The organism is Floridaenema flaviceps BLCC-F50 (assembly GCF_041929275.2).
Lineage (GTDB): Bacteria > Cyanobacteriota > Cyanobacteriia > Cyanobacteriales > Aerosakkonemataceae > Floridanema > Floridanema flaviceps.
The window spans coordinates 161388-173340 of sequence record NZ_JBHFNR020000002.1; the positions used below are offsets into that span (position 1 = coordinate 161388).

Below are 11953 nucleotides of genomic sequence, written 5' to 3' on the forward strand. Positions count from 1 at the left end.
TGGGATAGCATTTCTCAATCTTGAGAGCTACACCCAAGTTTTCTCTTTTCCTGTTCCCTATTTCCTAATAAAACTAAAAAATATCCCTTAGAAGGAAAAACCAAACTAAGGGAAAAGGCTACTGCCTCAAATAAAATTTCTGTAAATTTGCTAACCAAATTAAGCTAAATGACCAACGTTCTACCAACCATTTTTGGCTTGCTGTAGTACATAAGTCGCTACATCTTCAATTTGTTGATCGGAAAGACGACCACCAAAAGCGGGCATAGCGTTTTTGCCTTTCTTTACCTGATTAATAATACCTTTTAGAGAATTCATATTGTATTTCTCTAAAGCTTCTTTCTTCAGGGTTTTATTAGCCATAATTACATTGCTTCCACCTAAATGACAGGCAGCACAATTAGCACTAAAGATTTTCGACCCGATCGTTGCATCTCCTGCTAGTGCAGGACGACTAAAAGCAAAAGTCAATACTGCTATGGTTAGCAATAGGACTGTGACTAATTTTTTCAAAGTGCTTCTCCTTGACTCAACCGACTCAGCAAGCTGTAAAATTATTGCCCAAGAACATTTTGTGCTTCTGACAAATGCTTTACTGAAAGTGAACCATAGAGAAGCACAGAGTTTGCCGTCTTTGCTACTAGCAGGCAAAGTAAGTTAATGGCTGAAACTACTATGGTTGAACAGTAATTTTGCCAATCATACCTGCACCTTGGTGAGGTTGGCAGAAGTAGGTGTACTCACCAGCAGGAGCATCAGCAGGAAATGTTGCTGTAATTTTGTCACCTGGTTTCATTGCCAATTTTGTGTTAGAGAGGGATTTTGCTAAAGTTGCACTCTTAGCAGGGTTTTTAACGGGATCGAAAACTACGTTGTGGGGAGGAACTTTGTTGTTTACCCACTCTACAGTGTCTCCTGGTTTGATAGTCACTTTAGATGGCTCAAACTTTAGCATTCCATTATCTGCGCCCATTTTGATGGTGACGGTATCCGCAGCTGCGGGGGTGGTCATCAACACGAAGCTACTGGCGACTAATACCACAGTCAATAATGCTAAACTCAAGCGCCGCCAAATTGCAGACATAAATTTCATAATCTTCTCCTGAGACTACCATTGAACTTGGTTTCCTTAAATTAAAATACCAAGCAAGTGGACAATATTGCTGGAATAATCTTAAATTTTGCCAGCGATTTTAACAGATGAGTCTGGAATTCTGGTTAGCCAGACAGAAAAAATCTTTACCAAATGCCGATTAATTTAGGGATTTAACCTGAGCTTTCCCCGGAGGGGGTAAAGCCAAAAGAAAAAGCTAATGAGAAATATTTTCTCTTTCTTTTGACTTTTGATTTTGGTTTTTTTACTCTAATGGAAAGCGGCTTTAGTAATAGATTTTGCCACCGCCCCATTTAACGCCGACAATTTTTGGTTGAATTAGAATGTGACCAGCGATCGCTTTGAGATCCTCATCTGTAAGGTCTCGCATTTCTGAGAAAATGTCACTACTCTTCATGCTTGGGTGAATTTCTGCGATCGAAATTTCCCCATCGTAGCTGGTGGGATCTTTCATATAATCCACCAAACTTTCGATATTGTCACGGGGTGGGGTTGCCAAAGCCAAGGCTTCTGGTTCTAGACCTACGTTCGGGTCAGTTTTGGTAATCCCACCATTGTGACATTGAGAGCAGACCGCATTAAACAGGCGTTTGCCTTTCTCTACCTGTTTCGGGGTCAGTACGATCGTATCACCCTGAGCATTCTTAGCAACTGTACGGGTTTCTACATCGAGTTCAGTGGCAAAAGCACTACCCACCATCATTTGAAAGGTGAAGATTAGGGTAGCCACAGCAAGCCAGAAGTATCTTTTTAGCATTGTTCTCCCAAAACAATAAGGCGAGCGTGATTGTAATCTATTTAGGGACTCAATCTTTGTGAATGCCAAAACTGTATTACTTCAACAGTTGAGCACAGAAGCTCAGCATACCAATTCTTAGGGTTTACTAGATGAATCTGGCTCAGCAGGTGTCCCAGGAGCAACTTCACCTACTAAAGAAGTTGTATTCTGGTTGTCCGAGAATAAATCTTCCTGCTGGTTAGTGCCTGAGCCTTGACTATGAGCCATAATTTCGGAAATGATTGCCTTCGCATCCTCCAGAGCTAATCGAGTCTGGGGGTTTTTGTAAGGAATGCCTAATCGATCGCAAATTTGGAACACTTCTGTAACAGATGTGTCGTAGTCTGCTGCGATTTCGGCTATCGAAAGATTAGCAAAACCCATACTGGTTTTTTACAAAAGATTGAGTCTCTCTCATAATGATGCCACTGAGCGGCACCTTTTCTGAGGCAGAATTAAAAGTTCCAGTTTGGACAAGGGGACTAGGGGACTAGGGGACTAGGGGACTAGGGGACTAGGGGACTAGGGGAAATGAAAACTTTTCCCTTTGCCCTTCTTTTCCTTGGAGCCTGGAAGCCTTTCTAGAGAGGTTTTACTCTGGACTGGGGACTGGTACGTAGCGTTCTGTACCGACGTTTATGACTCCTGAACGGGTGACGTGATGGGTGGTTAGTTGGGGACGGTGGAGGCGAATTAGTTGGGCTAGAGTGGATTTGAGGTTGGTTCTAGGGACGATCGCATCTACGAAACCGTGCTGTAACAAATACTCAGAGGTTTGGAAACCTTCTGGTAATTTTTCTCTTAAGGTTTGCTCGATCACTCTTTTACCTGCAAAGCCGATCGTCGCTTGTGGTTCTGCCAGAATAATATCTCCTAGCATGGCAAAACTGGCGGTTACGCCTCCAGTTGTTGGGTGAGTTAATACGGGAATGTAGAGCAGTTTCGCTTCTCTATGACGTTCTAGGGCTCCTGAGATTTTCGCCATTTGCATTAAGCTCAACATTCCTTCTTGCATTCTGGCTCCACCAGAGGCACAAATGATGATTACGGGTAGGCGTTCGAGTGTACCTCTTTCAATCAAACGGGTCAGTTTTTCACCGACTACTGAACCCATACTGCCACCCATAAACCGGAAGTCCATTACTCCCAAGGCGACTCTTTCGCCTTCGAGTAGTCCAACTCCAGTATTGACTGCATCGACTAAACTCGTTTTTTCTTGGGTGTCTCGCAGTCGATCGCGATAAGTTTTGCGATCGCGAAATTGCAGCGGATCGGTAGGACGCACTCCCTCATCCATCGGCATCCAAGTATTATTATCTATCAACTGACGGATGCGTTCATTGCTGTAAATTCTGATGTGATGACCACAGTCCCGACAAACCATCTGATTAGCTCTCAGGTCTTTGGTATAAGCCACTACACCACAAGCTTCACACTTTGTCCATAGTCCGTCGGCAATTTCTCTTTCTTGCCGTTCTCGACTAATGGGGCTGTTGGATTTCTTCCGATTTGCAAACCAATCAAATAGAGACATGAAAATAGTTTTTTTTAACTAAGTCAGAATATCATCACTTTAAACTGCTTTGGAAACTTGATCTTAGATGGATGAGCATCTATTTCTTTCCTGCTTCAACCAAAGAACGGAGGATTCTCAGCCTGTTTTTTCCTGCCTTATTTTTCGGCATTTGCCAATTATAACACAACCTCTAGGCAAAATCAGCTGATTTTAGTATATTTGATGCTAATGCCAGTAGCAAATCACACTTACTGTGTGATATAAATTACATTTAAACAACGGAAAAGTCACATTGTTTCCTTGCTAGTAATCACGCTACTAGAAATCTGCGTCAAAGTAGAATATATTTCATAGTTACCATTGGGAGACTATAAACAGATGAAGATTTACGACAAGTGCTTAAAGCCGAATCCATTTACTACTTATCGCGATCCAAAGACAGGTAAGTGGATTGTGGTTATACACAATCATGTGCCGAGTCAACAAACTCAAGCTAATTCCTAGCCCAAGGGAAAAAATACTTTTAAATAGGTTGCTAAAATTAATTCGCCTAAGAAAACAGTTATTGCTGCCCCCAATGCCAAGTAAGGGCCAAAGGGCATAGCTTGTCGTCGGCTTAGTAAACCAAGAGCGATCGCTCCTCCACCCACAAACGATCCGATTAAGCAAGCCAAAAACCCAGCTAATAATAGATACTTCCAACCTAACCAAGCTCCCATCATAGAGGCTAATTTGGCATCTCCACCCCCCATTGCGGCTTGCCCAAAGATCATTGAGCCTACAATAATAATCACATCAAATATCCAAATTCCTAAAACCGCGCCTACTATACCTGCCATTAACTGATTAATTCCTTGGGTTAAGTTGGAATTGGGCAAAAAACCGAGTAAAAATTGAAACAGTAAACCAATAATTAAACCTGATTGAGTTAGGGAATTGGGCAAAGTCATGGTATCTAAATCAATTAAAGCTAGGGCTAATAACCAGCATAAAAATGCCCAATAAGCAAGAGTTTGTAAGGAAAAACCGAACTGCCAAAAAACCAACAAAAATAAGATTCCGGTAGCAGTTTCTACTAAAGGATAGCGGGGAGAAATTTGGCTGCGACAATAGCGACAGCGCCCCCGCAACCATAACCAACCAAAAACCGGAACGTTATCATAAGGTTTTAATTGGTTTAAGCATTTAGGGCAGCGAGAAGGTGGATAAAGTAAGGATAATTCTGCTGGTATTCGGTAGATGACTACATTGAGGAAGCTACCAAAACATGAACCTAAGAAAAACACAAATATATTGAGAGATAGTTCTATTAAAATATCCACTTTTCATTCTCCTGGTAAGTTTTGTTTTAATGACTTAATTAAGTTGGTTGCTGCTTCTTTATCTAAGGGTGCAGAGAAAAGGTAGCCTTGTCCATATTCACAATGTAATTCGCGGAGTTTTGCTAGCTGTTGTAAGGTTTCTATTCCTTCGGCAATAGCTTCTATGCCTAAGTTGTGAGCTAAAATTACAATGGCTTTGGAAATTTCTAAACTGTTAGTATCCCGATCGATGCTGGTGATGAAAGAGCGATCGATTTTCAGGGTATTGCTGGGAAAGCGATGCAGATAACTTAAAGAAGAATAACCAGTACCAAAGTCATCTATATGAACTTTAATCCCTAAGTCTCTTAATTGTTGAAGTACGGCGATCGCAGATTCCGCATTTTCAATAATGGCGCTTTCGGTAATTTCCAACTTTAAAAAATTTGGGTTTAATTTAGTAGTTTGTAAAATTCGGGTAATTTGTTCAACTAAATTTGCTTGAGCGAATTGTTTACCGGAAAGGTTTACCGACAGTGTTAAAGATTCCGCCATTGGTATTTGCTCTTGCCATAATTTCATTTGTTGGCAAGCTTGACGCATTACCAACCAATCAATTTGTACTATTAATCCAGTTTCTTCTGCTAAAGTGATAAATTCTCCAGGATTTATTAAACCACGTTGCGGATGTTGCCAACGCACTAAAGCCTCAAAACCGACAATTTTGTAATTGATTAATGAAACAATTGGCTGATAGTAAACTACAAATTCTTGCCGTTCAATTGCTCTACGGATATCAGTTTCTAATTGTAACTGTGCTACAACTTGAGCGTGCATAGATCTGTCGTATACTTGATAACGAGACCCCCCAAATCTTTTAGCGCGATACATAGCAATGTCAGCATTGCAAAGCAAAGATTCTATACCATCAAAAGTTTCAGAACTCATAACAATGCCGATACTGACATTAGCAAATACTTCGTAATCTTGGACAATAAAAGGCAGATTTAATTCTCTAATTAGGCGGTTAGCAATGCCACAAACAGTTTGAAGATCTGGGACATTTTCTAAGAGGATAGCAAATTCATCTCCACCTAAACGAGCAACCATGTCAATAGTGGTTAAGCAATTTTTGAGCCGAGATGCGATCGCAATTAGCAGTTGATCTCCGATAGTATGTCCTAAGCTATCATTAACTACTTTAAACCGATCGATATCTAAAAATAATACCGCAAATAAGTAATTTTCTCGCTGTTTTGCTTGCTCGGTTGCTTGTTTTAATTGAGCCAAAAATAAAGCTCGATTTGGTAAATTTGTTAGGGAATCGTGAAATGCTTGATAAGATAATTTGGCTTCAGCTTGTTTTTGTGCAGAAATATCTCGAAAAACGAAGACTGTACCTTTAATTCTACCTTTATTATCTTTGATTGGTGCAGCACTATCTCCAATCGGCACTATTTTACCATCTTTTGCCACTAGTAAACTTTGGGGTGGTAAGTTAACAGTAATACCTGCTTCTAATGTTTCTCTCAAAGGAAGCTCAATGGGAGTGCGATCGATTTCATTAATTACCTGAAAAACTTCTAACAAATTTTTACCAAGTGCTTCTTCTTGCTGCCAACCAGTTAAACTTTCTGCGATCGGGTTCATAAAAGTAACACAAGCTTTACGATCGTTAGCAATTACTGCATCACCGATACTTTTAAGTATAGCTGTAAACCATTGGGTGTTTTCTCTTAACTGCATTTCTATCTGATGTTTATACAATGCCATTTCGATCGTAGTTTGCAATTCTCTTTCTTCAAAAGGCTTAATTAAGTAACCAAATGGCAATGTTAACCGCGCACGTTTTAAGGTTTCTTTGTCTGCATAAGCTGTTAAATAGATTACCGGGATATCAAATTCCGATCGAATTATCTCAGCTGCTTGTATGCCATCAAGTTCACCAGCTAACCTAATATCCATTAATGCTAAATCAGGTTGAGTTTCTTTGGCTTTTTCAATTGCCATTTCCCCTGAATCAACAACTGCTGTCACTATATATCCCAAATCTTCCAAAGTAGTTTGCAAATCTATAGCGACAATTCCTTCATCTTCTACTACTAAAATTTTTGCTGGTTCCATGTTTAAATTATTTGTCATGCTTGAGCATTGGTTAAATTGTAATTTAGCAGAATTTTGAATTCTGTACCTTGATTGGTACTTTCATATTTAAACTCACCTCCTATTTGTTGAGATAAAACCTGAACTATTCTTAACCCTAAATGTTTTAATGTCTTTAAATCAAATTGGGGTGGTAATCCTATGCCATTATCACTAATTATCAAGGCTAGTTGATTGTTTGAATTTAATTTTGCTTTTACTTTTACTTCTCCTTTTCTTCCTTGAGGAAAAGCATATTTTAAACAATTAGAAATCAATTCATTAATTATTAAACCGCAAGAAACTGCCAAATCAGTATCTAAGAAAATATTTTCATCCAATTCAGTACATAAAGTAATTAGACTATCTGGTAATTTATAGGAACGAAATAATTCTTGAGCCAAGTTCTTAATATAGTTATTTAATTGAATTTGGGACATATTTTTAGAAATATAAAGTTGTTCATGAATCATTGCCATTGCTCTGACACGATTTTTACACTCTTTGAAGATTTCTAAAATTGCTTCTTCTTTAATATACTTAGATTGTAAATTTAGCAAACTGTAAATTACTTGTAAATTATTTTTGACTCGATGATGAATTTCCCTAAGTAATACTTCCTTTTCTTTTAAAGAAGCTCTTATTTTATCATCTGCTTGTTTCCGGCTAGTAATATCTGTAACTCTCCCTAAATTAAAAATTTTACCTGCTACTTTAATTTGTTTAGTTGCGAAGTTACCCCAAAATACTCTACCTTTTTTAGTCACATATTCCTGTTCTCGGCTCCAAAAACCGTGAGTTCTAATTTCTTCGACAATACTGGTTAATTCGGAATCTGTAAATTGGTACTTTTGCAAACTTTGTCCTTCTATATTCAGTAATTCATTTTTACTATCTACTTCAAACAGTTCTACGGCTCGCTGATTACAATCTACATTTAATAAAGTTTCATTGTCAACTAGGAAAATAGCATCAGTAGATTCATTAAATATAGCTTCTTTGAGATCTCGACTATAAACAAGAGCTAATTCTGCTTGTTTACGATCGCTAATATCCCGATGAGTACCCGTCATTCGCAAAGGCATCCCATTGCGATCGCAAATGACAACTTTGCCATAATTAGCAATCCATTTCCACTCACCAGACTTAGTTTTTAACCGATAATCAAATTTATAAGGAAGTGAATCATCCTTTAAATGAGCATTTAGTTTATCCATCACCCAAGCTCGATCTTCGGGATGAATTAGACTTTCCCAAGTACTAACGTGATATGCTAATTCTGCTACCTCATAACCTAACATTTTCAGCCATTGCGGACTGAAGTAAAGCTCTCCAGTAACAATATTCCAATCCCACAAACCCTCCCCCGAAGCTTCTAACGCTAAGTGTAAACGTTCCTCACTTAAGCGCAATTTTTCCTCGGCTAACTTACGTTCTGTAATATCTTGAATTTGGGAAATAAAATATAAAGGTTTTCCTTCTGTATCCCTAACTAAAGAACCACTTAAAAGAATCCATACTGTATATCCTAATTTGTGAATGTAACGTTTTTCCAGGTGATAATAACGAATTTCCCCAGCCAATAATTGCTGCATCAAATTGACATCTTTCTCTAAATCATCAGGGTGAGTAATTGCTTGAAAAGTAGTATTCAGTAATTCTGACTCTGAGTAACCAACAATTTCACATATAGAACGATTAACTTTTAACCATTCTCCCTCTAACCCTACTATTGCCATACCAATGGCAGCATAATCAAAAGCATTGCGAAAACGTGCTTCACTTTCCTTGAGTGCTTCTTCTGTCTGTTTCGGTTCCATCGTTCAGTAAACTAATTTCTGGTAAATTCTGAACAATACTATGATATTTCTTTAAGATAAGAATTTATTATCAATAATAAATGTATAAAATATATAAAATAACTAAACCGGATTAGCAAAGTTTTATTTCTAAATTTAATAGTATATATCACATTAAATTAGGAGGCTGAAGCTCTTAAGCGGTTATTTCAGTCAACCGAACCGAGCTAATCTAAAAACCAAAGAATTTCCGAAAAGTAAATGTTTGCCTAATTTTGCTCAGGCAACCACTGATACTTATTTGTTCACACTTACAGAGGTAAGTTATACTTTAAACAATCAGTGAGTCAGTAGGTTAATATAATTCCGATTCAATCTCATTAAATGGCACAAAACATTCTGTGGGGAGGAGAACGAATTTTTGAGAAAAAATCAGCTTACCTCGATAATTGATCCGATTAATTACCACACCCAAAGGACGCTGTGAAACGTTAGGATGTACTTCGTAATAGACGCGATAAATGTTACGAGCAGCTTTCAGTATACCTGGGTCAGCTAAAGTCGGAACATTTGCTGAACTAATGTTAACTTCTACCTGTTGTTTTCCAGCTTGTACCACAGTTTTATCCCGTTTTTTCTTGGATTTGTTAGGTGCTGCGGCAGCTGAGATTAATAGCTGCCAATTAACACAAGGAAGATTAAGATTGGAGGTTTTCTAGTTCTGTCAGTAGGGCATCTCCCATACCTCGACAGCCCAAAAGTTGCATTCCTTCTGACATGATATCGCCTGTGCGATAGCCTTTGTCGAGGACTTGTAATACCGCTTGCTCAATTCGATCGGCAGCGAGGGGTTGGTTGAGTCCATAACGCAGCATCATAGCGGCGCTAAGTACCTGTGCTAAAGGATTTGCCTTATCTTGACCAGCAATGTCAGGGGCAGATCCATGCACTGGTTCAAAAACTCCCGGCCCACTAGCACCTAAACTGGCAGAAGGTAACATACCAATACTACCTGTTAACATTGCCGCTGCATCGGAAAGAATGTCGCCAAATAAATTTCCGGTAACAATTGTGTCGAATTGTTTCGGGGCGCGAACTAACTGCATGGCAGCATTGTCTACATAAAGATGGGATAATTCCACATCGGGATATTCTGGGGCTAATTTGGTAATACGATCGCGCCACAACTGCGATACTTCTAACACATTTGCTTTATCGACTGAGCAAAGTTTACCACCACGTTTTTGAGCAGTTTCAAAGGCAACTTTACCGATGCGATCGATCTCGCTTTCAGTATAAGCCATTGTATTTACACCCCGTTTTTCCCCGCTTTCAGTAGGAAAAATTCCCTTCGGTTGACCGAAATAAATTCCCCCAGTTAGTTCTCTCACCACCATAATATCCACGCCATCCACCACTTCTTTTTTTAATGTGGAAGCGTCAATTAATTGGGGTAAAATTTTCGCAGGACGCAGATTAGCAAACAAACCTAATCCCGCCCTTAATCCTAAAAGTCCGCGTTCGGGACGTTGCTGAGAAGGTAAATTATCCCACTTCCAACCCCCAATAGCGGCAAGTAAAACGGCATCACTGTTGCGACAAATTTCTAATGTAGAGGGCGGTAACGGATCGCCTGTATCATCAATAGCAGCACCACCGATTTTTGCTTGTTGAAATTCAAAGGTGAGATCTAATTGCTGACCTACTGCTTTTAATACATCTACTGTAACAGCCATTATTTCCGGGCCAATACCATCACCCGGTAAAAGCGTAATTCGGTATCTTTGTGATTGTACCATGAGTGTTTCGAGTCTGAAATTGCAGAATATTTATTTTGGCATTTAATTGTTACCGAATTCCTATTTTTCAAGCAGTTTATTTATATTTTGTTCCCAATTTGCCCCATCGAAAGGAACAATGCGAAACCGAGATAGGACATTTTCATCCAAACAATGCACATTTACATCTATGCCATCGGGGTGCGATCGGGGAATATAAAAAGAATGAATCCCACAAATTCGGCAAAACAGATGTTTCGCTACTCCCGTATTAAAAGTATAAGTCGTTAAAGCATCCTCCCCCTGCAACAGCGTAAACTGTTCCTTGGGAACTATTAAATGCAAAAAACCCTTCTTTTTACAGATTGAACAATTACAATCTGTTGCTTCGTGTTCATCCACCACCACCTGAAAACGCACCGCGCCACAGTGACACCCACCTTGATAGGTAACAGCTTCTCCTGCTTCTGCTGTCATAAGGAAATACTCCTAACCTTCTCGATCTACTTTCTAGTTTAGCTTTTTAGCAGTCTAAAGCATTCAATTGTTTTATTAATTAATCTTTTCTTTCCATCTGCGATCATCTGCGATCATCTGTGGATATCTGTGGTTAAAAAATCCAAATTTTCGCAGTTCTCCAAAACTCTAATGATTATTCACTTCGCTATTATTGCCATTACTAGTATTCGGATTATCAATTAATTTCAATAACTCATCTAAACTTTTTTCAAAATCTGCTTCCAATTGCCTTTTTATTGGTTGCAACTCTTCCGCAAATGGTTGATTACTTATTTCTCTACTAAAAGCATCCAATAAATTTTTAATTGCTTGCAATCTAGCAGCTAGAGACTTAATCCTTTGCCATTTCTCTTCAGAAAAGCCACTCATAATTAATCAAAAATACCCTTTACAAGTGCTAAAAAGAAAAAACATGAATAGGACTTACGCTTTACCCTTGAAAAAATAGGTGGCAACCGTTAACTGCTTACCGGAACTCTTATTTAGTAAACAGGTAACAGCACTGCGTTTTTTGCGTAAGTCCCAAAGAGGTGTCGGTATTCATTGCTTTTCTTTTCTATTTTTTCGCACTAAGGTTATGTATAATTTATATTCAGGTTAAGCTTAGTTGATCTCTGAGAAAAAAACTACTTAATATGGAGGATAGTTAGTTGAGCATTATTTTACACATTACGCAAGAATCCCAATGGGAACAGGCGAAACTTACGGGAATTTACTATAACAATACGTTAGATACAGAAGGTTTTATCCATTGTTCAACTATACAACAAATTGAGAGAACTGCTAACAAATTTTTTGCTAATCAAACTGGATTAGTTTTACTTTGTATTGAATCAGAAAAAGTGCCAGCTGAGATTAAATACGAAGCGGTAGGCGAGGAAAAATTTCCGCATATTTATGGGGCGTTAAATATTGATGCTGTAATTGATGCGATCGCATTTCCCCCAGATACCAACGGCAACTTTAAATTACCCGCAGAACTTGCTAAATTAAATCTTTAACTACT

General features: G+C 38.7%; 14 protein-coding genes. 2 read left to right on the plus strand and 12 right to left on the minus strand.

Annotation, left to right across the window (positions count from 1 at the left end; all coding sequences use genetic code 11):
• Nucleotides 1–180: 180 nt before the first annotated feature.
• The 5 genes from petJ to accD form a co-directional block, all read right to left on the minus strand.
• Nucleotides 181–513, minus strand: coding sequence for a cytochrome c6 PetJ (gene petJ, locus ACE1CI_RS20460; protein WP_413262168.1), 333 nt, complete (start codon nucleotides 511–513; stop codon nucleotides 181–183).
• Nucleotides 514–673: 160 nt separating this feature from the next.
• The gene (petE, locus tag ACE1CI_RS20465; RefSeq protein ID WP_413262169.1) at nucleotides 674–1093 is read right to left on the minus strand and encodes a plastocyanin; all 420 of its coding nucleotides are present in this window, start codon (nucleotides 1091–1093) and stop codon (nucleotides 674–676) included.
• Nucleotides 1094–1379: 286 nt separating this feature from the next.
• The gene (gene psbV, locus ACE1CI_RS20470) at nucleotides 1380–1871 is read right to left on the minus strand and encodes a photosystem II cytochrome c-550 (RefSeq protein WP_413262170.1); all 492 of its coding nucleotides are present in this window, start codon (nucleotides 1869–1871) and stop codon (nucleotides 1380–1382) included.
• A gap of 117 nt (nucleotides 1872–1988) precedes the next feature.
• Nucleotides 1989–2276, minus strand: a complete 288-nt coding sequence (locus ACE1CI_RS20475; RefSeq protein WP_413262171.1) for a hypothetical protein — start codon at nucleotides 2274–2276, stop codon at nucleotides 1989–1991.
• Between the two features lie 208 nt (nucleotides 2277–2484).
• Complete coding sequence (gene accD, locus ACE1CI_RS20480; protein ID WP_413262172.1) at nucleotides 2485–3426, minus strand: acetyl-CoA carboxylase, carboxyltransferase subunit beta; 942 nt, start codon at nucleotides 3424–3426, stop codon at nucleotides 2485–2487.
• 360 nt (nucleotides 3427–3786) lie between these two features.
• On the opposite strand from accD, the gene ACE1CI_RS20485 reads away from it, so the two are divergent.
• Complete coding sequence (locus ACE1CI_RS20485; RefSeq protein WP_413262173.1) at nucleotides 3787–3912, plus strand: hypothetical protein; 126 nt, start codon at nucleotides 3787–3789, stop codon at nucleotides 3910–3912.
• Here ACE1CI_RS20485 and ACE1CI_RS20490 read toward each other — a convergent pair.
• From ACE1CI_RS20490 to ACE1CI_RS20520, 7 genes are all read right to left on the minus strand, one after another.
• Entirely contained in the window at nucleotides 3909–4730 is an 822-nt protein-coding gene (locus tag ACE1CI_RS20490) for a prepilin peptidase (protein ID WP_413262174.1), read from the minus strand. The two genes, ACE1CI_RS20485 and ACE1CI_RS20490, sit on opposite strands and share 4 nt — an antisense overlap.
• A gap of 3 nt (nucleotides 4731–4733) precedes the next feature.
• Nucleotides 4734–6833: a GGDEF domain-containing response regulator gene (locus ACE1CI_RS20495; protein WP_413262175.1), complete on the minus strand. Its 2100-nt coding sequence runs from the start codon at nucleotides 6831–6833 to the stop codon at nucleotides 4734–4736.
• A gap of 14 nt (nucleotides 6834–6847) precedes the next feature.
• Nucleotides 6848–8671 carry a PAS domain S-box protein gene (locus ACE1CI_RS20500; RefSeq protein WP_413262176.1) on the minus strand — a complete coding sequence of 608 codons (1824 nt, stop codon included), beginning with the start codon at nucleotides 8669–8671 and terminating at the stop codon, nucleotides 6848–6850.
• Nucleotides 8672–9005: 334 nt separating this feature from the next.
• Nucleotides 9006–9269, minus strand: a complete 264-nt coding sequence (locus ACE1CI_RS20505) for a hypothetical protein (RefSeq protein ID WP_413262177.1) — start codon at nucleotides 9267–9269, stop codon at nucleotides 9006–9008.
• Nucleotides 9270–9348: 79 nt separating this feature from the next.
• A complete protein-coding gene (gene leuB, locus ACE1CI_RS20510; protein WP_413262178.1) occupies nucleotides 9349–10449 on the minus strand; it encodes a 3-isopropylmalate dehydrogenase in 1101 nt (366 codons plus the stop codon).
• Between the two features lie 60 nt (nucleotides 10450–10509).
• Nucleotides 10510–10905 carry a GFA family protein gene (locus tag ACE1CI_RS20515; RefSeq protein ID WP_413262179.1) on the minus strand — a complete coding sequence of 132 codons (396 nt, stop codon included), beginning with the start codon at nucleotides 10903–10905 and terminating at the stop codon, nucleotides 10510–10512.
• Between the two features lie 168 nt (nucleotides 10906–11073).
• On the minus strand, nucleotides 11074–11316 hold the full coding sequence (locus ACE1CI_RS20520) for a hypothetical protein (RefSeq protein ID WP_413262180.1): 243 nt from the start codon (nucleotides 11314–11316) through the stop codon (nucleotides 11074–11076).
• A 281-nt stretch (nucleotides 11317–11597) separates the two neighbouring features.
• Here ACE1CI_RS20520 and ACE1CI_RS20525 point away from each other — a divergent pair, with 281 nt between their 5' ends.
• The gene (locus ACE1CI_RS20525) at nucleotides 11598–11948 is read left to right on the plus strand and encodes a DUF952 domain-containing protein (protein WP_413262181.1); all 351 of its coding nucleotides are present in this window, start codon (nucleotides 11598–11600) and stop codon (nucleotides 11946–11948) included.
• The last annotated feature ends 5 nt before the right edge of the window (nucleotides 11949–11953 follow it).